The following is a 23,287-nucleotide window of genomic DNA, read 5'->3' on the forward strand; positions in this document are numbered from 1 at the left end:
CTGGCTGGTCGCCAGAGGCCTGTTACACTTCTGATAAGCATCAATCAGGAGCAGTCATGAAATTAGGCTTTGCATGTAAGTATCTCAATAGCGACGGCAAACAGTTTTTCCCGTTTCGCGCGACTACCCGTAAACGATTTCTGAGTTTACCGCACGCTGAACGTCACCAGCTGGTTCATGAGATCACCGTTACCAATCTCAATAATCTCTACCTGACGCTTGAGCATCTGGCCATGTTACCCGCGCCGCTGCGAATGATGCGTATCGGCAGCGATCTGCTGCCGCTTTATACGGTGCCCGAAGCGACGCCGCTGTTTGCGGAATTCCTGCCTGAACTCTACCCGCTGTTTGCCCGCTGTGGTGAGCTGGCGCGGGCGCATGATATCCGGCTCTCATTCCATCCGGGCCAATATACCGTGCTGGCTTCCGATAATCCCGATGTCGTGGTGCGAGCCCTGGAAGATGTGGAGTATCACACGCTCTGCGCCTGTCTGATGGGCTACGGCAAAACCTTCCAGGATTTTAAAATCAACATTCATATGAATGGTAAGGCGGGATTCGACGGCTTTAAACACTCATTTAATCAGCTCAGCCCGGAAGCGCGACTGATGCTGACGGTGGAGAATGATGAGATTTCCTGCTCGCTGGATGATGTGCTGCAGGCGGCACCCCTCTGTCCGGTCGTGCTGGATATCCACCATCACTGGGTAAAAGAGAGTGAGTTTATTCAGCCGGATGATGCGCGCGTTGCCAGAGTAATCGACTCATGGCGCGGCGTACGGCCGGTGCTGCACTATTCGATTTCGCAGGAGGGGATTATTCCGCAGGCGGGCTGGCCCGATCAGCAGCAACTGGGCGTGAGCAAAAGCAAACTGCGGGCGCACTCCGACTTCTTTTTCAATCCGACGCTGAATGGCTGGGCGCTGTCGTTCCACGCTTTCGACATCATGTGCGAAGTGAAAATGAAGAATCTGGCGCGGGAGCCGCTTTATCAGTGGGGAATAACGCAGAAGCTGATAGAGAATCCCCTGGTCGAAGCGACCAGGGAATCGGCAAACGTTAAATAATCGCCACGCCGCCTGTGACGGCGATGGTCGCACCGGAAATGTAGCTGGCTTCATCACTGGCCAGCATCACATAGGTTGGCGCCAGCTCAGCAGGCTGACCGGCACGCTGCAGCGGCACTTCACTGCCAAAGGTCTTCACCTGTTCAACCGGCATGGTCGACGGGATCAGCGGTGTCCAGATGGGGCCGGGCGCAACCGCATTGGCTCGGATGCCTTTTTCCGCCAGCAAGGCGGCCAGGCCACCGGAGAAGTTAACGATGGCGGCTTTGGTGGCGGAGTAGGCGAGCAGTTTCGGTTTCGGCTGGTCAGCATTGATCGAAGCCGTATTAATGATCGACCCGCCTGCAGGCATATGTTTTGTGGCCGCTTTAGTGATGTAAAACATCGCGTACAGGTTAGTCTTCATCGTCCGATCAAACTCGTCGTCGCTGATCGCATCCAGCGAGCCGCGCGTCATCTGATACGCCGCGTTATTCACCACAATGTTAATCTCACCAAAGGCTTCAACGGCTTTATCAACCAGCGCGTTGCAGTGTGACGCATCGGTAATGTCGCCGGGCACCAGGACGGCTTTCTGACCGGCGGCCTCAACCAGTCGGGCGGTATCCTGCGCATCCTCATGCTCATCAAGATAAGAGATCAGCACGTCAGCACCTTCCCGGGCAAAAGCAATCGCCACGGCCCGGCCAATGCCGGAATCGCCGCCGGTAATAATCGCTTTTTTACCCGCCAGACGGCCTGAACCCTGATAACTCTCTTCACCATGATCGGGCTGTGGCTGCATCGCGGCGGTGCTGCCAGGCCACGTCTGCTGCTGCTCTGTGAATGGGGGTTGTGGACGCTGAGTGGATGACATGACTTCTCCTCCGTAAAAAATGGAAAAACCTGTCAGGGCATTGGTCCCTGACAGGCGGGTAATTATGGTTTCGGTGGCGTAACGCCATCAATCTGCTCTGACTGTGCACCGGAGCCGGGACGGGCATTGCCCAGCAGCGGCTCATCACCCAGAATCTCGGGCTGCTGCTTCGCGCTGAACTGCCCATGACCATCGTAAGCCGGGCCACTGCTCCAGCGACCTTCCGGCAGCGGTTTGTCCAGTGAGGTATTCAGGCAGTAGTACGAGTGCTCCTGCGCCTCATGTTCCTGCGGGAAGCTGTTCGGGATCGGCAGCGATGCGTTCAGGCCACCCATCTCTTCGATCACCGCCAGCCACTGCTGCTGGTGCATCGTGTCACGGGCGATCAGGAAGGAGAGGAAGTCCTTCATCCCTTTGTCTTCGGTCATGTTGTAGAGCCGGGTAGCCAGTACGCGGCCGGTGGCTTCTGCAGTGACGTTAGCCAGCATATCTGCCGCCACGTTGCCGGAGGCGTAGATGTGGCTCATGTCGAACGGCATGCCGTTGGCATTCACCGGCATCGCAGCCAGACCGGAAGAGAGGATATGGCGTGGGTTCATGCCACCCAGAATGGCATTAACCACCGGGTCTTTGGCTGACGCTTCCTGGTAAGAGAGCGGTGCGCCTTCAAGGTTCAGCGCCACGGCGTAGCCCAGCATTTCGATATGGCTCAGCTCTTCGGTGGCGGTGGAGATCAGCAGATCCCGAATCCGCACATCACCCCGCGCGCCCATCGCCTGGAAAAAGTATTGCATCGCTACACGAATCTCACCTTCGACGCCGCCGATGGCCTGCTGTAACAGCATGGCAAACTCTGGATCGGGCTTCTCTACACGAACCGGGAATTGAAGTTTTGATGAATGATGAAACATGATTATTTTCCTCGTCTGTGTTTGCAGTAGATGCAGAAAAAGCCTGGACACAGATATCGGATAAATAAAGCGAACCGAGAGCAATTAATCGCAATTTAAGGTGAAATAAGCGGCAAAAACGGTAAATAGTAGAGCTATATCTGGTCCGGCAGGGCAGGCAGTACGGGAGGTGAATATAGAAGCGGGCGATGCAGTGCAGCAGAAATAAAAAAGCCCCTTTAAAAGGGGCCGATTCCGTAGTGGAAAAGCATCCGTGCTAATTCGCGTTCCGTCATGACAGACACAGGTTTTTAGCTTTCGCTGGTGGCCGTTGCACGCTGCAGAACATGTTCAAGAGCCTGACGGTAAATATCCTGCTTAACCATGTCGCGCTCGCTCTCCAGGCGGTGAATCAGACCCAGCACAATGTCTTTATCGGAGACATGGGCTTTGGCTCGCGCAAGTTCAGCATGAACTGCGGCGATCACCTGTTTTTCTGTGGTCAGCGCTGTACCAGAGTTCATGAAGTAATCAGAAATCTGAGACTCTGTATTCATCGTTGTTTGCATGTCAGGCCTCATAAGAAATTGGGAAGGAATGCGTTGATTCAGATCCGGTAACCGGCTGACGCAAAAAAATTGCATCTGAAGGTGGAAATCCACAACACCTTCAGATGCGGTGCAAAGCACGCTCGTTACAAGTGATTTAACATCACGAGGTAAAGTTATACAAAAATGGCAAAGTTGTACAATAAAATTTGACAAAAGATAACTGGTCAGATGTGTTGAGGGAGAGATGGCACACAGGACAAAGCGAGGCTTTCACTCTTTATGTTATATTATTCAGTGAATTAACAGGGATTTCCCATAAGATGATAACGTCTGCTGGTGAGTGCCAGCTATTTTTCTGCCGTCCTGTAAAACGATACAATAGCCGTTCAGGCAGACATTTTTGCAAAAAACCTGTACAGCCCGTACAGGTTTTTTTGCGCAGGAAAAGCGGACAACGCAACACAGCTGCTGCAATCCTGTCCGCCTGACAGGTCATGCCACATAATTCACTTCCCACGCCTGATGCAGAAGGCTAAGGTTGAGCCCTTATTCATCACAAGGAAATGATCATGGTTCACGACTATTTTGCGATTCCGCCTGCGGGCGTGACGCAGGAACAACATAAACGTTCAGTGGCTGTGGCAGCGGCGCTGTCAGTGGCAAAGGAATCCGTCAGCGCTTCAACGTCAGCAACCGGTTCAAAAGCCTCCTGGGACCTGCAGGCCGTGGCGAATGAAATTGGTAATCTGGCCGATGCGATTCAGGATGCGCTGGAGAGTGATAGCCAGGCTTAAAGGCTAATCCGCAGCGCCTCAGACGGCTGCCGGGACGGGGCAGGGGATGGCAGTGTTCAGGAGCCGGTAACGTCCGGTGAGCGGACGCTGCCGGAGAGTCCTATTCCATCGTGGGTGGCTCATATTTAATATACTGACGCAGGGCGTCATGGATTGCCTGATTATTGCCTTCCTCCAGACCACGTTCGGCATATTCTTTCGCCAGCGCGGCCAGCACATCGTCAAATTTCCCTTTGTAGTTGAGATTATTGAGCGCAATTTGCTGACCGAGTATCGCTTTTAATACCGTGGTCTCAACCGTTAACTGCGCAACGGCTTCTTCCAGATGTTTAATTCTATCGTCGTCTGTCATAACCCCTCCATGCCTTAAAAAAGGCAGAATAACCAGCCCGCTCTGAATATTCAAACCTCGGCGAATGCCACAGAGACGTTGTCAGATTTTCCTTAAGTAAAAATAATCAGCGGGTGAATTTATAAGATTAGTTACTGAAAGAAAAAAACGCTGATATTCCCGTGCTGCGGCAAAAGTAACCCGTTTCCGCTTACTCTCACAGCAGTGAGAAAAAAGAGGATTAAAAAAGTGTATTACCATCAACTCCTTTGCTTAAAAATGTTCCGTGTCACTTGATTAAAAGGGGGATTAGCTATTACTGTATTTATATACAGTAATCTGAGCAAGGAGTGAAATTGTGGAATTCATTAAACCTGCGGACATTCGCGCCGTTATGCCTTTACCGCTTTATATCGAACGTGTGCCGTGCGGATTTCCCTCCCCGGCGCAGGATTATGTCGAACAACGTATCGATCTCAATGCGCTGATGGTGCAGCATCCCAGTGCCACCTATTTTGTCCGCGTCAGCGGCGAGTCGATGATTGAGGCGGGCATTAACGATGGTGATATGCTGGTGGTCGACAGCTCGCTCACCGCCTCACACGGCGATATCGTGGTGGCCGCCGTCGATGGTGAATTTACCGTTAAACGTCTTCAGCTTCATCCCTGCCTGCAACTGATGCCGATGAACACCAAATTTAAACCGATCGCTATCCAGACCGAAGATGCGCTGGAAGTGTTTGGTGTTGTGACCTTTGTTATTAAATCGACGCACTGACCATGTTCGCGCTGGTCGATGTGAACTGCTTTTATGCATCGTGCGAAACCGTTTTCCGGCCCGATCTGAAAGGCAAACCGGTGGTGGTGCTGTCGAATAACGACGGCTGTGTGATTGCGCGCAGCGCCGAGGCAAAAAAAGCCGGCATTAAAATGGGTGCACCCTATTTTAAAATGCGTGAAGAGCTGACGCGTCATGCGGTACAGGTCTTCAGCTCAAATTACGCGCTCTATGCCGACATGAGTGAGCGGGTGATGACCATCCTCGAAGAGATGGCTCCCTCGGTGGAGATCTACTCGATCGACGAGGCGTTTATGGATCTTACCGGCGTGCAGAACTGCATGGCGCTGGAGACCTTTGGCCGGCAGGTTAAAGAACGGATCCGCAAAGAGACCCATCTGACCGTCGGCGTCGGCATTGCACAGACCAAAACGCTGGCTAAGCTGGCGAATTTTGCGGCCAAAAAGTGGAGCAAAACCGGCGGCATTGTCGATCTGTCGGACCCCGAACGACAGAAAAAGCTGCTGGCGCTGATTGATGTGGCTGACGTCTGGGGCGTAGGGCACCGGATCGGCAAACGGCTCAACGCCATGGGCGTTATGACGGCGAAAGATCTGGCCGATCTAAGCACCGAATCCATTCGCAAACAGTTCAGCGTGGTGATGGAGCGTACCGTCAGAGAACTGCGTGGCGAATCCTGCCTGGAACTGGAGTCAGTGACACCGGATAAGCAGCAAATCATGTGTTCCCGTTCGTTTGGCAGCCGCATCTCCGATTATGACCAGATGCGTGAAGCCGTCTGTGCCTATGCTGAGCGTGCGGCAGAGAAGCTACGCCGCGGTAACCAGTATTGCCGTCAGGTGGGGGTCTTTGTGCGTACCAGCCCGCATGCTACGGATGAACCCTTTTATGGTAATCAGTCTACCGGCCAGTTGGTCATCCCGACACAGGACACGCGCGATATTGTCGGCGTTGCGATGGCGTGTCTGGATAACATCTGGATTGAGGGGCATCGCTATATCAAGGCGGGCATCGTGCTGGGGGATTTTTTCAGTCAGGGCGTGGCCCAGCTTGATCTGTTTGACGAGCATCAGCCGCGCCGCAACAGCCAGGAGCTGATGCAGCTGATTGATAAAATTAATAAAATCGGCAGCGGAAAACTCTGGTTTGCCGGGCAGGGGATCAACAAGGCCTGGGCAATGAAGCGCGAGATGCTGTCACCTGCCTATACCACGCGGGTAACGGATTTGCCGGTGGCGGCGGTTAAGTAGGCGCGGGTCCGGCTTCCTCTGTTGCTGACGTAGCAGCAGCTGTTATACGCTTTTTTATCACGCGATTAAAGTGACAGGAAGTGATGCTTTGCCTGGCCCGATGAGTAGTTTTTCATCGGGCATTTTAAAAAAATAACCACGTAAATATAGTGGGTTTCAGAGCGTTTGAAGCCAGAGTCATGCTCTGGCCTGCAATACAATTCACAGCAATCATTCAATCCCGCCACCATGACGACGATGAGATTTATGTGGTCGACGGCAACAGCACTATAAAAACCCGACTCTTTTTATGTTTTGCTGACAATGAGCACCACGCCAGCCTGCTTATTAAGCAGTCTATGTTATGGCTGATTAAAATAAACACGCAGCAACGGGCAGATCGCCGCAAAGAGACCGCGTTATTATCTGAGTAAATCGTGACCGGTTTGCTCTGTAACCTCTGCCGGGTTGCAGGGTACAACCGGTTACTCCCCTTGATCATCAGGCGACAGAAACGGACAGGCGTCAGTGTCAGGCCGCTATCTATACTTGTTACCCATGCCTGGGATAGAATCCGGGCTGATTCTGACAGGAACGTCCTTACCAGACCGGTAACAATGATCATGACAGCGACAGCGCAAAAAAACAAAGAGCGGGGACGTCCCAGAGAGTTCGATATTGAACAGGCTCTGGATCACGCCATGATCGTTTTCCGACAAAAAGGGTATCACGCCACATCAATAAGCGATCTGGGTGAGGCGATGAACCTCTCTGCTGGCAGCATCTACAAGGCCTTTAAAGATAAGCGCTCGCTCTTTCTGCAGGTGTTTGAACGTTATCTGTTGCTCAGAAATACCGAGCTGCGCCGTCGTCTGGCACCCTGTGTCAGCGGACGGGAAAAAATAACCGAGCTATTGCAGTTCTATCTTGACTCGGCGCGCGCCATCGAAGGGCGGCGCGGCTGTCTGGTCGTTGCCAGCGCCATTGCGCTGCAGACGATGGATCAGGCGCTGGGGCAGCGCATTGATGAGGTGGTTCAGCGTAATCAGCGCTTCCTGGTCTCGCTGCTGGAGCTGGGGCAACGGGATGGCTCAATCGATAACACACTGGACAGTGAAGCGGCAGCCGGTTTAATCCTCTGCATGGCATACGGTATGCGGGTTGCAGGCAAGGTCAGCGATGTGACCAACGAACAGCAGACGCTGGCGCTGGCATTGAAAGTGCTGGGGTAATCATTACGGGGAGGGGCATCAGTATACCGGCATTTCCCCGCCCACGTTTTTCGGACAGAAAAAGTCTGCAGTGCGCTTTTCCCGACGCTGTTTATGTGCCAGGCTTTTACGCTTTATTCTGTAGCGTAGAAAATTAAGGCCTGCTTCGTGAAAACCTCAATCTTACTGACACTCGTCGCCGCTATTGGCTGCTCTGTCTTTGCTGCACAGGGGGGATTTGAAACCCGCGCAGTGAAACATCCGCTGCAACAGCAGGTGACGGAAAGCGGAGAGCCGCTGACGCGCTGACAGAAGTCGCTGGCAGAGAGCGTCCGCTGCTTAACGGTCAAACAGCAGGCTGATGAGGGCACGGTAATGACGCTCCTCTTCCTGCGTGGACGCTGTCTCCAGCCGACGGAGAAGTTTGGTGCAGATCGATTTACGGTTTACGTTCCCGCCTGCATGCAGAATTTCCACCACCACCTGACCCAGCGTTTCCTGCTGTGAGGGCAGGCTTGCCGCATTAAAATAACGGGCAATATCGTCTGCCGTCCGCGGCAGTCTCTGGTTCGGGTACATGGATAATTTCCTGTGAGGTGATGGAAAAACGATCGGCTTGCGCCAAAGTTATACAAAAAATCGAATCTGTATAGCTATTTCAGCGCAGGACCGGTGGTTTTCGTGCGATCTGCATAGCTTCTGGCGATAAACAGAAAAAATGCAAAAACTGGCGTGATGCCGCGGAGTGGTGAGTGGCACCAGGCGAGGCCTGGCACCCTGAACCGACAGGACATTCTTTAGCACATTAGCGGTAATCTTTAAGGTAAACCGGCGCCTGTCCGGTTTCAACCAGCCAGTTTAATTCGGCGCGGTCGCGCGTTGAGGCCTCGATAAAGCCTTTAAGCCAGTTGCGTGTATCAGCAATCTGCGCGACGCGCTCATCGCTGCGTTCGTTTTCAGCCATTTCAGCCAGCTGGCGAATCAGTGATACCAGCGTGATCTCCTGCTGTTCAAACGCCAGATTAATGGCGGCTTCACCAAGAATGATATGACCGATTGTTTTATCATGGTAAACCATCAGCGACCTCCTGATTGAATAACGATATGAATAGTCTAGTTAAAGGTCATCCGGACTAAAAGATCGGAAACCGCCGATAAACACAGTTGAAATGATTAAAAAATAAAATGAACCTTTAAGCGAAGCGATAAGCCTCTAATAAAAAAGAATAAAAACAGAGTTCTGTTTTACGGGTAAAAGAGCTTGAGCTATTAAGCTGGTTAAAAAGGGTAGGGGTTGCCTGAAATTCAGATAAGTAATAAGCAGGTGAATCACGATTACTGTCATGTTGACTGCCATATTATGGCTATAACATAACGGATATTTCTGATTCGAATCGGCAGGTGGCGGGAAGCTTCGTTCGTACCACATGTCGCGCTAAGCACAGGAAAAAATAAAGCCGCCCGTAGGCGGCTTTATTAAATGAACGATAGTGCCCGGTTTATTTCTTCGGTACTTCAGAAACCGCTTTAACGTCCGCTTTATTAATCTGTTGCTTCACGCCATTAGCGTCGGTGTAGGCCAGCAGACCGGCATCTGACTCAGAAGGCTTGCCATCACTAATAATGGTACGTCCATCATTAGTCTGAATCGCATAACTGGTACGGGTGCAGCCGGTTAATACGGTCATACCAATCAATGCGGCGAGAGGTAAAATCAGCGCTTTTTTCATCTTATTCACCTTATATTAGTTGTCGAGTTCACTCATATTACTGATCTCATTGCGATTGATCTGCTCAGTTTTTCCTGTCTGAGCATCGCGATAAGAAACCAGGCCAGTATCTGAATCGATCTGCGGTTTACCATCAGTGACAATGGTACGGCCATCAGTGGTCTTAATTGACTGATTCGAGGCGCAGCCTGCAAGCGTACCTAAAGAAAGCGCCAGCAAAGCAATGGCTGACAGGGATTTCATTTTCATTTTTTTTAACTCCATGAAGTATAACCAGACGTTTACAGCATAGACGGCTTTATAGAGTTTGCTGACCCTGTCACGCTTCGCTGCCGGTTTTTTAGACAAAAAAGGGGGGTGTAGCGATTATTCACGGGAATGACGGTGGGGAATAGCATTTATTGCAAATGTGCACGGCTGTTTATGCCGTTTCAGCAGAGGCATTACATGGCCTGAATAAAAGTGAGGTCAGGGTGGAAAATAAGCACGGCAGCCGGAGCAGATATTCTTCGTTAAAGCCAGCGTCGCCATAGGGGTAATCGTCTGCACCAGCGTTAACGGCTGCTTATATCCGCTGGCCCGATACCCTGATGACTATCGGGCCAGTGAAGAAGGGGATCAAAGAATGGAGTCTTCGCCGGCTTTGGCTGCCGCTTTTTCCGCTTTCATGGCGCTGACCGGATCGGATGCGCTCAGCCAGCGATCAAATTTCTGGTAGGTGTCGATAAAGGTTTTAAAGTAGCTGCTGGCGACGGTGGCATTCTCTTTGTGGTTCATAAACGCCACAGCCAGCTTAAATGCATCTTCGTTATCAAATTTCATATTTGTTTTCCTCGCTTAAGATCTATAGAGCGTAGCCTGAGAACGCGGCCTGTGCATTCAGACAACCGCCTGAAAATGCGCAATAATTCAGGCGGCATGACAGCATCCACCAGATTGGCGCGGATTCCCACTTACTTCGCGCAAAATCCTTCTTATAATGCCAGCTTCACTCGTGAAGGAGACCCGCTTATGTTGAAAGGATTGACCGTTGCCGCGGTGCTGTTGCTGTCGGGCTGTAGTCTGATGCATAAACAGCCACCGTTGCCGCAGACCCTGCATTATCGCTGTGGAACCCTGCCCCTGACCGTGACACTGGATGAGGCGAACGAGCAGGTGAGCTTCATCATGGATGGCCAGCCCCTGACGCTGAAGCAGACGGTATCGGCTTCCGGCGCACGCTATAGCGACAACAACTATGTGTTCTGGTCCAAAGGAAACGGCGCATTTATCGAACGTAACGATAAAATCGTCGTGAACGATTGTGAGCTGCAACCTGCCAGCTGACTCTTTATCTGAATAGGCGAGCATTATGAGCGACAGCGAAACGCTACACACCATTGCCCATCTGCGGCGTGAATATACCCGCGGCGGATTGCGTCGTAAGGATCTGCCGGATGATCCGATTGCGCTGTTTGAACAGTGGCTGAGCCAGGCGTGTGAAGCAAAACTGCCCGATCCCACGGCAATGACCGTGGCCACCGTGGATGAGCAGGGCCAGCCGTGGCAGCGTATCGTGCTGCTGAAGCACTTCGATGCGCAGGGCATGGTGTTTTACACCAATCTTGGCAGCCGCAAGGCGCTGCAGCTGGCGCACAATCCACGTATCTCCCTGCACTTCCCGTGGCACTACCTGGAGCGTCAGGTGATGGTGCTGGGCGAAGTGGAGAAACTGTCGCCGCTGGAGGTGCTGAAATATTTCCACAGCCGCCCGCGCGACAGTCAGATTGGAGCCTGGGTGTCGAAGCAGTCGAGCCGTATTTCGGCCCGTGGCATTCTGGAAGGGAAGTTTCTGGAACTGAAACAGAAGTTCCAGCAGGGTGATGTGCCGCTGCCCAGCTTCTGGGGTGGATACCGCGTGAAATTTCACACAGTGGAGTTCTGGCAGGGCGGCGAACATCGCCTGCACGATCGTTTCATCTATCAGCGCGATCACGATGGCTGGAAAATCGACCGTCTGGCACCCTGAATCTGCATGATTTCCCCCTATCAGCGCTGGCACAGAAGGCGTCAGCGCTTTATGCTATAGCCCTCATTTTTTTCGATTCCGCAACTCAGCGGAAAGCTGTGTACCAGCATAGGTGCAGTCTGATCAATTTGGAGTCAGTAATGACCAGCAGTAACCTGATACAACAATTGCAGGAGAGGGGCCTTATCGCCCAGGTGACGGATGAAGACGCGTTAACAGAGAAACTGGCGCAGGGGCCAATTTCGCTCTATTGCGGCTTTGACCCCACTGCTGACAGCTTGCATTTGGGCCATCTGGTACCGCTGCTCTGCCTGAAGCGTTTTCAGGATGCCGGCCATCAGCCGGTGGCACTGGTCGGGGGTGCAACCGGCCTGATTGGCGACCCGAGCTTCAAAGCCGCAGAGCGTAAACTTAATACCAGCGACACCGTCAACGAATGGGTTGAGAAGATCCGCCAGCAGGTGGCGCCATTCCTCGACTTCGATTGCGGCAGCAACAGCGCAATCGCCGCCAACAACTACGACTGGTTTGGCAGCATGAACGTGCTGACCTTCCTGCGTGACATCGGTAAACACTTCTCCGTTAACCAGATGATCAATAAAGAAGCGGTGAAGCAGCGTCTGAACCGTGACGATCAGGGCATCTCCTTTACCGAATTCTCTTACAATCTGCTGCAGGGCTATGATTTCGCCTGCCTGAACGAGCGTCACGGCGTATCGTTGCAGATTGGCGGTTCCGATCAGTGGGGTAACATCACCTCCGGTATCGACCTGACCCGTCGTCTGCATCAGAACCAGGTCTTTGGTCTGACCGTTCCGCTGATCACCAAGTCTGACGGCACCAAATTCGGTAAAACGGAAGGCGGCGCAGTCTGGCTCGATGCGAAGAAAACCAGCCCGTACAAGTTCTATCAGTTCTGGATCAACACCGCTGACGCCGATGTCTATCGCTTCCTGAAGTTCTTCACCTTCCTGAGCATTGAAGAGATCAACGCGCTGGAAGAGGAGGACAAAAACAGCGGCACCGCGCCACGTGCGCAGTATGTGCTGGCTGAGCTGGTAACGCGTCTGGTGCATGGCGAAGCGGGTCTGTCGGCGGCAAAACGCATCACGGCCAGCCTCTTCTCTGGCTCCGTGAGCGACATGACCGAAGCCGATTTTGAACAGCTGGCGCAGGATGGTATGCCCACTATCGTACTGGGCGCTGACGACGATCTGCAGCAGGCGCTGGTGAAAGCCGAGCTGGTGCCGTCTCGCGGTCAGGCACGCACCATGATCGGCTCCAATGCCGTTTCTCTGAATGGTGAAAAGCAGTCTGACGCGGAATACCGCTTCAGCGACAGCGACAAACTGTTTAACCGCTTTACGCTGCTGCGTCGCGGTAAGAAACATTACTGCCTGATTAACTGGCAGTAAGATTTCAGGGCCGGTTTCCGGCCCTTTTTTATGGCAAGGCAGGACAGGGCAAACAAGTGAAAAATATTTTAGCGATTCAGTCGCATGTTGTTTTTGGTCACGCCGGTAATGCGGCGGCTGAGTTTCCGATGCGCCGTCTGGGAGCAAACGTCTGGCCGCTGAACACCGTGCAGTTTTCCAACCATACGCAATATGGTCACTGGACCGGCACGGTGATGCCTGCCACGCATTTAACTGACATCGTTAAAGGCATCGCAGATATTGACCGTCTGAAGACCTGCGACGCGGTGCTGAGCGGCTATCTGGGTTCGGCAGAGCAGGGTGAGCAGATTCTGCAGATTGTTCAGCAGGTCAAAGCGGCTAATCCAGATGCCTGGTACTTCTGCGATCCGGTGATGGGTCATCCCGAGAAAGGCTGCATCGTGGCACCCGGCGTGGCGGAGTTTCACTGTAAAATGGCGATGCCGGCCAGCGACATCATCGCCCCGAACCTGCTTGAGCTGGAGATGCTGAGCGAACGCACTGTCACCGACGTCGACGCGGCAGTCGACGCTGCGCGGGCGCTGATTGCCGAGGGACCACGCGTGGTGCTGGTGAAGCATCTGGCGCGCGCCGGTCGTCGCAGCAATCGCTTTGAGATGCTGCTGGTGACGGCGGAAGACGCCTGGCACATCAGCCGTCCGCTGGTCGATTTCGGTGTGCGTCAGCCGGTCGGCGTAGGCGATCTTACCAGCGGTCTGCTGCTGGTGAATCTGCTGCACGGCAAATCATTGCAGGATGCGCTGGAGCACGTCACTGCGGCGGTCTATGAGGTGATGCTGAAAACCCATCAAATGGGCGAGTATGAGCTGCAGCTGGTGGCGGCCCAGGATGCCATCGCCAGTCCAACGCAGCACTTCACGGCAGAAAAGCTGTAATGCATCAGGGCCGGTTGACCGGCCCTGTTCACTCAGGCTAAGCCTTCCGCTTTCAGCGCCGCCTGCACCGCAGGACGTTCCGCAACACGATCAAACCACGCCTCCAGCGCCGTAAAGCCGGACAAATCCAGTCCCAGCGCTTTTGCCCAGCGCGTCACTACAAACAGATAGGCATCCGCCACGCTGAAATGCAGCCCCATCAGCCACTGTTTGTCACGCAGTGACGCATCGACATAGCGGAATTTCGCTTCCAGCTGACTGCGCGTCTGCGCTTTCACCTCATCGGAGTAACCCGGGCGAAACAGCGGCCCGAAGCTTTTGTGCAGCTCACTGCCGATGTAGCTGAGCCACTCCACGGTGTGATAACGCGTCAGGCTGCCGACCGGTGCCAGCAGATGACGATCGGGCTTGAGATCTGCCAGGTACTGCACAATGGCAACGCCTTCCGTCAGCACGGTGCCGTCGCTGAGCAGCAGCGCGGGCACCTGACCTTTAGGGTTAATCTGGCGGAAATCATCGCCCCGTTCAGTGCGTTTTGTGGCCAGATCAACGTTCACCTGAGTGAAATCGAGACCGCATTCGCGCATGACAATATGGGGAGAAAGAGAGCAGGCTCCTGCTTTACAAAACAGTTTCATGACCATGTACTCCTTGTTGCAATGGGATCACAGCATAGTAAAGGCTCAGGGTGGAATTACCAGTGATAAGGATCAGGGATCGATGAGGGGAAAGGGTCAGCAATAAAAAAAGCCGGGCAGAGCCCGGCTGATTCGTATCACGGCAGCGATGACGCCTGCACGTTATTTTTTCGCGTCAGGATCCTGCGCCATGCGGTTCAGCATCGGCGCCGTAATCAGCATCAGCAGGGCGATCACCGCCGTCACGATACCAATCTGCTGGAATACGCGGCTGTAGGTCGCCAGCGAAATCAGTGGATCGGTAACGTTTTCCGGCACCGCCATCAGGTTGGCCACTTTACCGGCAATGACCGCCGCGCCTGCGGTGGTCAGGAACCAGGAGCCCATGATAAAGCCCATCAGACGCTGAGGCACCAGCTGTGCCACCATCGCCAGGCCGAGGCCGGAGATCATCAGCTCACCGATACTCTGCAATGCATAGCTCAGGATCAGCCAGTTAACAGAAACGATACCGGCATCGCTGGCGAACTTCGCGCCCACCGGCAGCACCAGGAACGCCGCGGAGCAGAGCACCATACCAAAGGCAAACTTGTGCGGCATAGGCAGCTTATCGCCCAGCTTGTTGTAGAGCGCCGCCAGCAGCGGACTGGCCAGCATGATCCAGAACGGGTTCAGCGCCTGGAACTGCTCGGGCGCAAAGGTAATGCCGAGAATCGTGTGCTCAACGTTGCGGATAGCAAAGAAGTTGAGTGACGTTGGCATCTGCATGTAGAGCACGAAGAAGAGAATCGCTTCGACCATCAGCAGGAAGGCCACAATCATTTTACGACGCGCCGCGCCCTGCAGTGCAAAGGCTTCTTTAGCAAACACCAGCACGATACCCAGCGCAATGACCGCCAGCACCAGGCGTGCAATGACCTGATGATGCAGCATCCAGTTCGCCAGCGCGATTAGCACCACGACGCCAACCAGGGTCATCAGCAGTTTTCCAACCTGCAACGGTGCAAAGTCCGGCTTAGAACCGTAATCCTTGACCATGCGTTTACAGAACAGGAAGTTAAACAGGGTGATGATCAGACCGATAACGCACAGTGAGAAGGCAACGCTATAACCATATTTCGCCGCTAACCACGGGGTGAGCATCATCGAAAACAGTGAACCGATGTTGATCGACATATAGAACATGGTGAAGGCACCATCGATACGCGGATCATCTTTTTCGTAGCAGGTGGAGAGCAGAGAAGAGGGGTTCGCCTTGAACAGGCCGCTGCCCACGGCGATCGTTGCCATACCGATATAGACGATGCTGACGTTATGACCGGAGAATGCCACCAGCGCATAACCCAGCGCCAGCACCAGCACGCCCAGCACAATCACACGTTTCGTGCCCAGCACTTTATCGCCGAGCCAGCCGCCAATGGCGACAAGTCCATAAACCAGCGCGCTGAATGAAGAGAACAGGGTGATGGAGTCTGATTCAGACAATCCCAGTTGCTTCACCAGGTAAACCGCCATAATGGCCTGCAGGCCATAGAAGCCAAAACGTTCCCATAACTCAATCGAGAAGATTAAGTAGAACGCCTTCGGCTGTTTAAACGCATTGAGACTGACAGCCTCATCAGTGTGTTTGTTTGCAGTTGACACATGTACCTCAGTTTTTTCATACCCTGTTTCGGGACAGCAATTAAGTCCGCGTCATGTGAGTTTTTCATGCGCGAGATTGTTATTAGAAGGGAAAAGCGGCGACTAATTTGGCTGATTACGGGCGGCAGGGCAAGAATTTTCTGACAACCTGCCTGAGCTGATAATCCAGAGTTAAAAACCTTATAACAAACTGTTGATCAGGTTTTAATATTGATGGAAAAGAGTATATCAGTATAAATCAACTGAATGCGAGTGAGGCGCTGGATGAATTTAACATTAACTGCTAATGAAGAGTAATTCAGATGAAACGTTTGCCGCAGATTTTATCAGCAGCATTTACAGGAGGTTTCAGGCCATTATTCAGGCAGTGTGACGAAAAAGTAAACGTTAACGCGTCTCATCTGGCGGCAAAGCATACAATTGCTGATCGAGAGCACAAACCAGCGATTTAATTCAGAAAGCAAAAGAAGAAACCGATTGCGTTGCTGCGCAGGAAAGCTAAAAAGCCTGTCGGCAGCATAAACCTGCAAAAAAGTTTTCGCTGAAGAAAAGAGAAGCAGACTGTGATGAAGGCATGATGCTCCCTGTACTGAATGGCAGCATTATGACGCGACTGTCAGGCCGCTCGACTTGAAATTAACATTCCTGTAACCTCTCCATTTCTCCGGAAAGGATCATTCCAATGTCGTCTCCCCTGCGCTTATCTCTGGCTGGTGACTACCGCGCGGATGCGGTTGCCCATCAGGCCATTCCTCTTGCTATTGAACGTGCTGCCCGCTGGCTGAACATAGCGGTTGAAGCTGAATGGGTTGCCAGCGAAAAACTCGCTGAATCCGATCTCAGGCGCAGTGACGCAGTATGGGTGGTGCCGGGCAGTCCCTATCATAATGATGAGGCCGTTTTCGATACCATTCGCTGGGCGCGGGAAAACGGAAAGCCTTTCCTGGGCTCCTGTGGGGGATTCCAGTATGCGGTCATCGAGTATGCACGCAATGTACTGGGCTGGCACGATGCCAGTCATGCCGAAACCGACACCGGTGGGCGCATGGTCATAACCCCGCTGAGCTGCTCGCTGGTGGAACAGCGCGGCGCGGTCAGATTCGAACCTGGTTCGGGTATTGCTACGGCCTACGGCAAGCTGGAAAGCGATGAAGGCTATCACTGTAACTTTGGCGTCAACCCCGAATTCAGTGCGGCGCTGGGTGATAACACCCTGCGTATTACCGCCTGGGATGAAGCAGGTGACGTACGCGGTGTGGAGCTGCCGGATCATCCTTTCTTCGTCGCGACGCTGTTCCAGTCAGAGCGCGCGGCACTACAGGAGAAAGAGTCTCCCCTGGTCATTGCCTGGATGCAGGCGGCGCTGGCACAACGTTAAACGCGGCCATCCTGTGACACTGTCACAGGATGGCCGTCATCAGCGCAGCAACGCCGGGCGTTTGGCGTTAAACGACCAGTTATCAATCAGAAACTGCATGCCCAGCGCATCGTTACGATTTTTATCCGGCAGCGAATTGTAGAGTGCATGTGCCGCTTCGACTCGTTCCATATTCAGGGTAATACCCAGCCCTGGCCCCTCTGGCAGTTCCAGATGCCCATCCCGAATCTGCGGCGCATGCTGCGTCAGCTGTTGTCCATCCTGCCAGATCCAGTGTGTATCAAAGGCCGTCAGGCGATCGCCGGGTGCAGCCGCCCCCAGATGCGCCACCATCGCCAGTGAGACATCAAAATGGTTGTTTGAATGGCAGCCGGTGGTCAGCCCCCACTCCTGACAGAGCTGTGCCACGGTATGCGCATTGCGCATCGTCCAGAAGTGCGGATCGGCCAGCGGAATATCAATAGCATTGAGCTGTAACGCATGCTGCAACTGTCGCCAGTCATTGGCGATCATATTGGTGGCGACCGGAATACCGGTGGCCCGTTTAAACTCGGCCAGCGTTTCCCGGCCGGAGTAGCCCTGCTCTGCGCCACAGGGATCTTCCAGATAGGGAATGCGGCCCGCCAGCTGTTTACCATAATAAATGGCTTCGTCCAGCGACCAGCTGGCGTTAGGGTCGACCGTGACACGAGCCTGCGGAAAACGCGCCAGCAGGGCATTAACCGTCTCGACCTCCACTTCGCCGTGGTGTACGCCACCCTTGAGTTTGAAGTCGCGGAAGCCATAGCGTTCCGCTGCGGCCTCAGCCAGCCGCACGACGCCTTGCGCATCCATTGCTTTTTCATGGCGCAGTTGCAGCCAGGCATCACCGCCGGCCTGGCCTGCCTGATAGTTCATACTGGTCAGGTTGCGGTCGGCGATATAGAACAGATAGCCGAGCACCGGCACCCGATCGCGCTGCCTGCCGCTGGCAAGTAACTCGGCAACCGGCAGATTCAGGTGCTGGCCCATCAGATCAAGCAGCGCGGCTTCAATCGCTGCGGTGGCGTTGTAGAACTTCTCCGGGTTCATCTGCGGAATGTGGATGTCATCGGTATGCGCGGTCTGCTGATGTCGTGCATCACTCGCAAACAGCGTGGCGATTGTCGCATTCAGCCGCAGCAACTCGCTGCCCTCAATCTGCGGTCGAAAACGTGCCAGCAGCGCCAGCGTCGAAGCGTGACAGGGACTTTCGCCAACGCCGGTACGGCCAGCGGAATCGGTCAGGATTACCAGGATGCGGGTAAAGTAGCAGTTATGCGCGCCACCAATGTTCAGCAGCATGCTGTCATACCCGGCGACCGGCACCACACGCATTGTTTTAATGACTGGACTGTCTGACATGGTGATTCTCCATAGGATCAAGGGAAGGCGGGGATGGCCTGCGGCGCAGCAGCAGCCACAACCCGGTCAGCAGCGAGACGCTGGTCAGGGCATAGAGGCCGCCGGTAGTGGAGCCGGTTTTCATCTCCAGATAGCCAAACACCGTCGGTGCGAAAAAACCGCCAAGATTGCCAACAGAATTCACCAGCGCAATACCCGGCGCGACAATCGAGGCGGGCAGTTCTCCCTGCGGCATCGGCCAGAAAAAGGTGGCGCTGACTTTTGAGCCGATGCAGGCCACGATCATCGCCAGGAAGCCAAACCACGGGGAACCTAACGTCGCCATAAAAGTGCCGCAGGCCGCGACCAGCATGGCGACGCCCAGCGCTTTATCGAGTCTGTCACGGTGGCGATCTGAAAAGCGGCTCAGCAGGTTGATGGCGATAATGGCGCACAGCCACGGCACGGCGGTGAGAATGCCGATACCAAAACTGCTGAAGCCCTGAATGCGCTGAATAATCTGCGGCAGCCAGAACACCAGCGTGTAACCGGTCATGGTCATGGTGAAGAAGATTGCGCAGAAGAACAACAGGCTGCGATTGCGTAACAGCGACATTTTTCCCGGCTCACGATTAAGCGCGTCACGCTGCGCCTCTTCACTATCCAGTTGCTGCACCAGCGCCTGTTTCTCCGCGTCACTCAGCCAGCGCGCATCAGCAGGACGCGACACCAGTACCCAGGCGGCGAGGATCCCGATCAGTACCGAGGCACCACCTTCGAGAAACATCACCCATTTCCAGCCCGCTATTCCCAGAAAATTATGCATCATCAGGATAGCGCCTGTGATCGGCCCGGAGAAGAGGAAGGCGCCAGCCGTGGCGCTCAGGACCATTGCAGTGGCCCGGCCGCGCCAGGCATTGGGCACCCACTGACGGAAATAGAACAGCACGCCGGGAAAGAAGCCCGCTTCGGCGACGCCCAGTAAGAAGCGCAGCAGGTAAAATTGAATGGGTGAGGTGACGAATCCGGTCAGGACCACCACGAATCCCCAGGTAATCATGATGCGTGTCAGCCAGACGCGTGCGCCAAATCGCTTCATCATCAGATTGCTCGGCACTTCAAACAGCGCATAACCAATGAAAAAGAGGCCCGCACCCAGACCAAAGGCGGCGGCGCTGATCCCGGCATCGGTGCGCAACTCGGCTTTAATAAAGCCAATGTTGGCGCGGTCGATCTGATTAATGATCAGCATCACCACCAGCATTGGGATGATATGGGTGAAGAATTTTTTGATGGCGGAGGCGATCAGCTCATCGTGCTGCGGGGATAAGGCGCTATCCATCGTTCTTCCTCATGAGAAACGTAAAGAAGAGCAAAGTGTAGGGTACTGAAAAGGCGGGCTCTATGGGCATCCGCCCAGGACCGGATGGGCGTCCGGCCTGGATGGCTGTGTTATCAAGATGTTACTGGAAAGGTGAGGCGAAGCGGCTGAGCAAAACTGTGGCAGCGATCAACGTTGTGTGTGTCAGTCGGCCACGCGGAATATGCCGACAGTACAGGATGCGCCAGCAGCGGTCAGACTTCAGCCGCTAAACTGACGGCGCTGCGCAATCTCTTCAGCGCGCAGCAGCAGCGCCTGCAAATCATCTTCGTCAATATCCAGCAGTTCGCCGCCCTGTAAAGCCTGATGCAGATCGGCACGCGTGAGCGGGACCGGCATGGCAACCGGCTCGGGTTTAACTTCCTGAGGCGCCAGCGGATGGGGGTAGCGACGACCGGCCAGATTATTTAACAGCAGGGCCAGCAGAGCCAGCGTCAGTGAGTTAAGCAGAATCGGCGTCAGGACAAAGTGATAACCCAGCTGCTGCACTGAAGGCCCGCCCAGAATAGCGGTCAGCGCCACTGCGCCGCCGGGCGGATGCAGACAGCGCAGCTGGAACATCAGCAGGATCGCCACACAGGCCGCGACACCGCAGGCGATGGCCGGATCGGGAATCAGCTGGCTGACAGTGACGCCTGCCAGCGCGGACAGGCTGTTGCCGCCAACGATTGCCCACGGCTGCGCCAGCGGACTGGCAGGCAAACCAAAGAGCAGGACTGCTGATGCGCCAACCGGGGCGACAAACCAGAGGTTCAGCTCGCCCAGCATCCAGTGGCTCAGCAGGCTGGTCAGCACCAGGCCAATGCCCGCACCCAGTCCGGCGATCACCACATGTTTTTTACTGACTGCCAGCGGATGCGGCCAGAGGCGTGCCAGAAGCAGGCGCAGACGATGCCTTCCAGCAGAAGGGCTTTTCTTCATTACGTTACTCACCGTGTCATAACTTTTTCTTATCATCAGGGGCGGCGATTTTCCATCATCAACATCAATGTAACAACCCGACAAACTGTGCCGGTATTCAGGCGCGTCGGAAAGCGTGGTGAAAAGGCGGATCGCGCAGGAGAGGTCATGCAGCGGGCACAGCAAGATAATAAAAAACCCGCCGCAGCGGGTCAGTTATCAAATCACTCGACTTTGTCGGGGTACTCGCAGAGATCTTCAATCAGGCAGGCGCCGCAGCGCGGTTTACGTGCCACGCAGGTGTAGCGGCCGTGCAGTATCAGCCAGTGGTGACAGTCAACTTTATAGGCTGCCGGAACTACCTTCAGCAGCTTCTGCTCGACCTCTTCCACATTCTTACCCGGCGCAAATTTTGTCCGATTGCTGACGCGAAAAATATGGGTATCAACGGCGATCGTCGGCCAGCCAAAGGCGGTATTGAGCACCACATTGGCGGTTTTACGGCCAACACCGGGCAGGGCTTCCAGCGCTGCACGATCTTCCGGCACTTCGCCGTTGTGCTGCTCCAGCAGAATGCGGCAGGTCTTAATCACATTCTCCGCTTTGCTGTTAAACAGGCCGATGGTTTTGATGTATTCCTTTACGCCATCCACGCCCAGCGCCAGCATCGCGGCAGGCGTATTCGCCACCGGATAGAGCTTCGCGGTGGCTTTGTTCACGCTGACATCGGTCGCCTGCGCCGAGAGCAGCACCGCAATCAGTAGCTCAAACGGCGTGCTGAAGTTCAGCTCGGTGGTCGGATGCGGATTGTTCTGCTGCAGCCGGTGGAGGATTTCGGTGCGTTTGGTCTGATTCACACCGCTTTCCCGGCTACGCCCTGAGGGGCCGCGGTTTCAGCCGCCTGAGCACGCAGCGCTGCACGCTGTTTCATCTTCTGATCGATCAGGTACTTGGCCGCCAGCATCATGCCCAGGCCGATAAACGCGCCAGGCGGCAGCATGGCCAGCAGCATCGGCGAGTCGAAATGCACCACTTCGATACGCAGCGATTTTGCCCACGGGCCAAGCAGCTGGTCGGCACCGTTAAACAGCGTGCCGCTGCCGATGATTTCGCGCAGCGAACCCAGCACCACCATGGCGCAGGTTGCGCCCATACCGATGGCGAAGCCATCCAGCGCCGAGAGCGGGATGCTGCTTTTAGAGGCGACGGCTTCAGCACGGCCCACCACGATGCAGTTGGTCACGATCAGCGGGATAAAAATTCCCAGCGACTGATAGAGACCGTAGGCATAGGCGTTGATCAGCATCTGCACGCAGCTCACCACCGAAGCGATGATCATCACATAAATCGGAATACGGATTTCCGACGGCACCCAGCGGCGCGAGGCGGAAATGAAACTGTTGGTCAGGGTCAGCACCAGCGTGGTAGCCAGACCTAAACCCAGCGCGTTCGTCGCCGTCGCCGTTACCGCCAGCAGCGGGCAGAGGCCCAGCAACTGTACCAGTGCTGAGTTATTCTTCCACAATCCACCAACCAGCAGACTTTTAGCTTCACTCATTTGTGTCTCCACATGCCGGTAACGAAGAGAGTCTCTCCGGAAGCGTTTTCATCAATAGCGCGGTGCGTTTCGTCGCATTGACCACCGCGCGTGGGGTAATGGTGGCGCCAGTAAATTGATCGAAATCGCCGCCATCTTTTTTAACTGCAAAAGCTTTATCCGCCGGACCCTGCACCACTTTGCCATTAAAGCTGTTGATCCAGTCAGAGATGCGCAGTTCGATCTTATCGCCAAGGCCAGGCGTTTCATGGTGTTCAATCACCCGCACGCCCAGTACTTTACCCTGGAAATCGGCACCGACCAGCATCTGTATCGCACCAGAATAGCCGTCAGGTGCGGTTGTCTCCAGTGCAGCCGCGACCGGCTGGCCCCCTTTACGTGCCAGGAAGAGATGATGCGGCGCATTGTTGCCCAGTGCTGCATCCGTGACAACGTAACAATCCTGCTGAATGTTGTTGTCATACAGCTCAACCGGCACCACCTGGTCCAGCAAACTTTTCTGCTGTAACTGGGTCTGATGCTCCACCGTTGGTTTGGTGACCGTATTCACCACCGCGGTAGCGGCCGTGGTAATCGCGGCGAAAATCGCCAGCGTGACGCCATTTTTACGAACCGTCTCCAGCATCGC

General features: G+C 54.4%; 28 protein-coding genes. 11 read left to right on the forward strand and 17 right to left on the reverse strand.

Features of this window, described 5'->3' with window-relative positions; genetic code table 11:
* Positions 1-56 precede the first annotated feature (56 nt).
* Positions 57-1,067, forward strand: coding sequence for a UV damage endonuclease UvsE (locus tag NIM72_RS20515; RefSeq protein ID WP_253421776.1), 1,011 nt, complete (start codon positions 57-59; stop codon positions 1,065-1,067).
* Here NIM72_RS20515 and NIM72_RS20520 read toward each other — a convergent pair.
* The 3 genes from NIM72_RS20520 to NIM72_RS20530 form a co-directional block, all read right to left on the reverse strand.
* Positions 1,060-1,923, reverse strand: coding sequence for a glucose 1-dehydrogenase (locus tag NIM72_RS20520; RefSeq protein ID WP_253421779.1), 864 nt, complete (start codon positions 1,921-1,923; stop codon positions 1,060-1,062). The genes NIM72_RS20515 and NIM72_RS20520 overlap by 8 nt on opposite strands.
* A 62-nt stretch (positions 1,924-1,985) precedes the next feature.
* Complete coding sequence (locus tag NIM72_RS20525) at positions 1,986-2,834, reverse strand: manganese catalase family protein (protein ID WP_161732501.1); 849 nt, start codon at positions 2,832-2,834, stop codon at positions 1,986-1,988.
* A gap of 290 nt (positions 2,835-3,124) precedes the next feature.
* Entirely contained in the window at positions 3,125-3,382 is a 258-nt protein-coding gene (locus NIM72_RS20530; RefSeq protein WP_161732559.1) for a biofilm development regulator YmgB/AriR family protein, read from the reverse strand.
* Positions 3,383-3,933: 551 nt separating this feature from the next.
* On the opposite strand from NIM72_RS20530, the gene NIM72_RS20535 reads away from it, so the two are divergent.
* Positions 3,934-4,158 carry a hypothetical protein gene (locus NIM72_RS20535; protein WP_033732545.1) on the forward strand — a complete coding sequence of 75 codons (225 nt, stop codon included), beginning with the start codon at positions 3,934-3,936 and terminating at the stop codon, positions 4,156-4,158.
* Positions 4,159-4,258: 100 nt separating this feature from the next.
* Here NIM72_RS20535 and NIM72_RS20540 read toward each other — a convergent pair whose 3' ends face one another.
* Entirely contained in the window at positions 4,259-4,510 is a 252-nt protein-coding gene (locus NIM72_RS20540; RefSeq protein ID WP_161732499.1) for a hypothetical protein, read from the reverse strand.
* Positions 4,511-4,847: 337 nt separating this feature from the next.
* Between NIM72_RS20540 and umuD the strand changes: the two genes are divergently transcribed.
* The 4 genes from umuD (at position 4,848) to NIM72_RS20560 (ending at position 8,037) form a co-directional block, all read left to right on the forward strand.
* Positions 4,848-5,267, forward strand: a complete 420-nt coding sequence (gene umuD / locus NIM72_RS20545; RefSeq protein WP_013357748.1) for a translesion error-prone DNA polymerase V autoproteolytic subunit — start codon at positions 4,848-4,850, stop codon at positions 5,265-5,267.
* A gap of 2 nt (positions 5,268-5,269) precedes the next feature.
* Entirely contained in the window at positions 5,270-6,538 is a 1,269-nt protein-coding gene (umuC, locus tag NIM72_RS20550; RefSeq protein WP_253421781.1) for a translesion error-prone DNA polymerase V subunit UmuC, read from the forward strand.
* A 596-nt stretch (positions 6,539-7,134) separates the two neighbouring features.
* A complete protein-coding gene (locus tag NIM72_RS20555; protein ID WP_161732495.1) occupies positions 7,135-7,749 on the forward strand; it encodes a TetR/AcrR family transcriptional regulator in 615 nt (204 codons plus the stop codon).
* Positions 7,750-7,896: 147 nt separating this feature from the next.
* Positions 7,897-8,037, forward strand: a complete 141-nt coding sequence (locus NIM72_RS20560) for a hypothetical protein (protein WP_237566674.1) — start codon at positions 7,897-7,899, stop codon at positions 8,035-8,037.
* 30 nt (positions 8,038-8,067) lie between these two features.
* Here the strand turns inward: NIM72_RS20560 and ycgZ are convergent, their stop codons facing one another.
* The 5 genes from ycgZ to NIM72_RS20585 all read right to left on the reverse strand — a co-directional run bounded on the left by ycgZ (position 8,068) and on the right by NIM72_RS20585 (position 10,280).
* The gene (ycgZ, locus tag NIM72_RS20565) at positions 8,068-8,307 is read right to left on the reverse strand and encodes a regulatory protein YcgZ (protein WP_253421785.1); all 240 of its coding nucleotides are present in this window, start codon (positions 8,305-8,307) and stop codon (positions 8,068-8,070) included.
* A gap of 226 nt (positions 8,308-8,533) precedes the next feature.
* Positions 8,534-8,806 carry a hypothetical protein gene (locus tag NIM72_RS20570; RefSeq protein ID WP_253421788.1) on the reverse strand — a complete coding sequence of 91 codons (273 nt, stop codon included), beginning with the start codon at positions 8,804-8,806 and terminating at the stop codon, positions 8,534-8,536.
* Between the two features lie 421 nt (positions 8,807-9,227).
* Positions 9,228-9,458 carry a YgdI/YgdR family lipoprotein gene (locus tag NIM72_RS20575; protein ID WP_010245445.1) on the reverse strand — a complete coding sequence of 77 codons (231 nt, stop codon included), beginning with the start codon at positions 9,456-9,458 and terminating at the stop codon, positions 9,228-9,230.
* A gap of 15 nt (positions 9,459-9,473) precedes the next feature.
* Positions 9,474-9,707 carry a YgdI/YgdR family lipoprotein gene (locus tag NIM72_RS20580; RefSeq protein WP_010245442.1) on the reverse strand — a complete coding sequence of 78 codons (234 nt, stop codon included), beginning with the start codon at positions 9,705-9,707 and terminating at the stop codon, positions 9,474-9,476.
* Between the two features lie 369 nt (positions 9,708-10,076).
* Positions 10,077-10,280 carry a hypothetical protein gene (locus NIM72_RS20585; RefSeq protein ID WP_061062381.1) on the reverse strand — a complete coding sequence of 68 codons (204 nt, stop codon included), beginning with the start codon at positions 10,278-10,280 and terminating at the stop codon, positions 10,077-10,079.
* Positions 10,281-10,469: 189 nt separating this feature from the next.
* On the opposite strand from NIM72_RS20585, the gene NIM72_RS20590 reads away from it, so the two are divergent.
* The 4 genes from NIM72_RS20590 to pdxY all read left to right on the forward strand — a co-directional run bounded on the left by NIM72_RS20590 (position 10,470) and on the right by pdxY (position 13,798).
* Entirely contained in the window at positions 10,470-10,784 is a 315-nt protein-coding gene (locus NIM72_RS20590; protein WP_253421791.1) for an MliC family protein, read from the forward strand.
* 25 nt (positions 10,785-10,809) lie between these two features.
* Positions 10,810-11,466: a pyridoxamine 5'-phosphate oxidase gene (gene pdxH / locus NIM72_RS20595; protein WP_253421794.1), complete on the forward strand. Its 657-nt coding sequence runs from the start codon at positions 10,810-10,812 to the stop codon at positions 11,464-11,466.
* Between the two features lie 140 nt (positions 11,467-11,606).
* Positions 11,607-12,881 (forward strand): tyrosine--tRNA ligase, encoded by a 1,275-nt coding sequence (gene tyrS, locus NIM72_RS20600; RefSeq protein WP_161732485.1) that lies wholly within the window; start codon positions 11,607-11,609, stop codon positions 12,879-12,881.
* A 56-nt stretch (positions 12,882-12,937) separates the two neighbouring features.
* Complete coding sequence (gene pdxY, locus NIM72_RS20605) at positions 12,938-13,798, forward strand: pyridoxal kinase PdxY (protein ID WP_253421797.1); 861 nt, start codon at positions 12,938-12,940, stop codon at positions 13,796-13,798.
* Between the two features lie 32 nt (positions 13,799-13,830).
* Here the strand turns inward: pdxY and gstA are convergent, their stop codons facing one another.
* Both gstA and dtpA read right to left on the reverse strand, forming a co-directional pair.
* Positions 13,831-14,436, reverse strand: a complete 606-nt coding sequence (gstA, locus tag NIM72_RS20610; protein WP_222924085.1) for a glutathione transferase GstA — start codon at positions 14,434-14,436, stop codon at positions 13,831-13,833.
* A 162-nt stretch (positions 14,437-14,598) separates the two neighbouring features.
* The gene (gene dtpA, locus NIM72_RS20615; protein WP_253421800.1) at positions 14,599-16,080 is read right to left on the reverse strand and encodes a dipeptide/tripeptide permease DtpA; all 1,482 of its coding nucleotides are present in this window, start codon (positions 16,078-16,080) and stop codon (positions 14,599-14,601) included.
* Positions 16,081-16,762: 682 nt separating this feature from the next.
* On the opposite strand from dtpA, the gene NIM72_RS20620 reads away from it, so the two are divergent.
* Complete coding sequence (locus NIM72_RS20620; protein ID WP_253421803.1) at positions 16,763-17,458, forward strand: CTP synthase; 696 nt, start codon at positions 16,763-16,765, stop codon at positions 17,456-17,458.
* Between the two features lie 39 nt (positions 17,459-17,497).
* Here NIM72_RS20620 and NIM72_RS20625 read toward each other — a convergent pair whose 3' ends face one another.
* The 6 genes from NIM72_RS20625 to rsxG form a co-directional block, all read right to left on the reverse strand.
* A complete protein-coding gene (locus NIM72_RS20625) occupies positions 17,498-18,841 on the reverse strand; it encodes an enolase C-terminal domain-like protein (RefSeq protein ID WP_161732474.1) in 1,344 nt (447 codons plus the stop codon).
* Positions 18,819-20,162 (reverse strand): MFS transporter, encoded by a 1,344-nt coding sequence (locus NIM72_RS20630; protein ID WP_161732472.1) that lies wholly within the window; start codon positions 20,160-20,162, stop codon positions 18,819-18,821. Before NIM72_RS20630 ends, NIM72_RS20625 begins: the two co-directional genes overlap by 23 nt.
* Positions 20,163-20,402: 240 nt before the next feature.
* The gene (locus tag NIM72_RS20635) at positions 20,403-21,122 is read right to left on the reverse strand and encodes an HPP family protein (RefSeq protein WP_161732470.1); all 720 of its coding nucleotides are present in this window, start codon (positions 21,120-21,122) and stop codon (positions 20,403-20,405) included.
* A gap of 203 nt (positions 21,123-21,325) precedes the next feature.
* A complete protein-coding gene (gene nth, locus NIM72_RS20640) occupies positions 21,326-21,958 on the reverse strand; it encodes an endonuclease III (RefSeq protein WP_161732468.1) in 633 nt (210 codons plus the stop codon).
* Positions 21,955-22,659, reverse strand: a complete 705-nt coding sequence (locus NIM72_RS20645; RefSeq protein WP_161732466.1) for an electron transport complex subunit E — start codon at positions 22,657-22,659, stop codon at positions 21,955-21,957. Before NIM72_RS20645 ends, nth begins: the two co-directional genes overlap by 4 nt.
* Complete coding sequence (rsxG, locus tag NIM72_RS20650; RefSeq protein WP_253421806.1) at positions 22,652-23,284, reverse strand: electron transport complex subunit RsxG; 633 nt, start codon at positions 23,282-23,284, stop codon at positions 22,652-22,654. Before rsxG ends, NIM72_RS20645 begins: the two co-directional genes overlap by 8 nt.
* Positions 23,285-23,287 lie beyond the last annotated feature (3 nt).

The organism is Pantoea sp. B550 (assembly GCF_024158165.1).
GTDB classification, from domain to species: domain Bacteria; phylum Pseudomonadota; class Gammaproteobacteria; order Enterobacterales; family Enterobacteriaceae; genus Pantoea; species Pantoea alfalfae.

What these genes read in the sequence shown, in the direction of transcription:
- NIM72_RS20530 (WP_161732559.1), bottom strand. Translation starts at nt 3,382, where the DNA reads ATGCAAACAACGATGAATACAGAGTCTCAGATTTCTGATTACTTCATG.
- NIM72_RS20620 (WP_253421803.1), top strand. Translation starts at nt 16,763, where the DNA reads ATGTCGTCTCCCCTGCGCTTATCTCTGGCTGGTGACTACCGCGCGGAT.
- NIM72_RS20630 (WP_161732472.1), bottom strand. Translation starts at nt 20,162, where the DNA reads ATGGATAGCGCCTTATCCCCGCAGCACGATGAGCTGATCGCCTCCGCC.
- NIM72_RS20590 (WP_253421791.1), top strand. Translation starts at nt 10,470, where the DNA reads ATGTTGAAAGGATTGACCGTTGCCGCGGTGCTGTTGCTGTCGGGCTGT.
- NIM72_RS20625 (WP_161732474.1), bottom strand. Translation starts at nt 18,841, where the DNA reads ATGTCAGACAGTCCAGTCATTAAAACAATGCGTGTGGTGCCGGTCGCC.
- NIM72_RS20515 (WP_253421776.1), top strand. Translation starts at nt 57, where the DNA reads ATGAAATTAGGCTTTGCATGTAAGTATCTCAATAGCGACGGCAAACAG.
- NIM72_RS20575 (WP_010245445.1), bottom strand. Translation starts at nt 9,458, where the DNA reads ATGAAAAAAGCGCTGATTTTACCTCTCGCCGCATTGATTGGTATGACC.
- NIM72_RS20525 (WP_161732501.1), bottom strand. Translation starts at nt 2,834, where the DNA reads ATGTTTCATCATTCATCAAAACTTCAATTCCCGGTTCGTGTAGAGAAG.
- gstA (WP_222924085.1), bottom strand. Translation starts at nt 14,436, where the DNA reads ATGAAACTGTTTTGTAAAGCAGGAGCCTGCTCTCTTTCTCCCCATATT.
- tyrS (WP_161732485.1), top strand. Translation starts at nt 11,607, where the DNA reads ATGACCAGCAGTAACCTGATACAACAATTGCAGGAGAGGGGCCTTATC.
- umuC (WP_253421781.1), top strand. Translation starts at nt 5,270, where the DNA reads ATGTTCGCGCTGGTCGATGTGAACTGCTTTTATGCATCGTGCGAAACC.
- NIM72_RS20635 (WP_161732470.1), bottom strand. Translation starts at nt 21,122, where the DNA reads ATGAAGAAAAGCCCTTCTGCTGGAAGGCATCGTCTGCGCCTGCTTCTG.
- NIM72_RS20555 (WP_161732495.1), top strand. Translation starts at nt 7,135, where the DNA reads ATGATCATGACAGCGACAGCGCAAAAAAACAAAGAGCGGGGACGTCCC.
- NIM72_RS20535 (WP_033732545.1), top strand. Translation starts at nt 3,934, where the DNA reads ATGGTTCACGACTATTTTGCGATTCCGCCTGCGGGCGTGACGCAGGAA.
- NIM72_RS20580 (WP_010245442.1), bottom strand. Translation starts at nt 9,707, where the DNA reads ATGAAAATGAAATCCCTGTCAGCCATTGCTTTGCTGGCGCTTTCTTTA.
- NIM72_RS20520 (WP_253421779.1), bottom strand. Translation starts at nt 1,923, where the DNA reads ATGTCATCCACTCAGCGTCCACAACCCCCATTCACAGAGCAGCAGCAG.
- NIM72_RS20570 (WP_253421788.1), bottom strand. Translation starts at nt 8,806, where the DNA reads ATGGTTTACCATGATAAAACAATCGGTCATATCATTCTTGGTGAAGCC.
- rsxG (WP_253421806.1), bottom strand. Translation starts at nt 23,284, where the DNA reads ATGCTGGAGACGGTTCGTAAAAATGGCGTCACGCTGGCGATTTTCGCC.
- pdxH (WP_253421794.1), top strand. Translation starts at nt 10,810, where the DNA reads ATGAGCGACAGCGAAACGCTACACACCATTGCCCATCTGCGGCGTGAA.
- NIM72_RS20540 (WP_161732499.1), bottom strand. Translation starts at nt 4,510, where the DNA reads ATGACAGACGACGATAGAATTAAACATCTGGAAGAAGCCGTTGCGCAG.
- NIM72_RS20585 (WP_061062381.1), bottom strand. Translation starts at nt 10,280, where the DNA reads ATGAAATTTGATAACGAAGATGCATTTAAGCTGGCTGTGGCGTTTATG.
- NIM72_RS20645 (WP_161732466.1), bottom strand. Translation starts at nt 22,659, where the DNA reads ATGAGTGAAGCTAAAAGTCTGCTGGTTGGTGGATTGTGGAAGAATAAC.
- ycgZ (WP_253421785.1), bottom strand. Translation starts at nt 8,307, where the DNA reads ATGTACCCGAACCAGAGACTGCCGCGGACGGCAGACGATATTGCCCGT.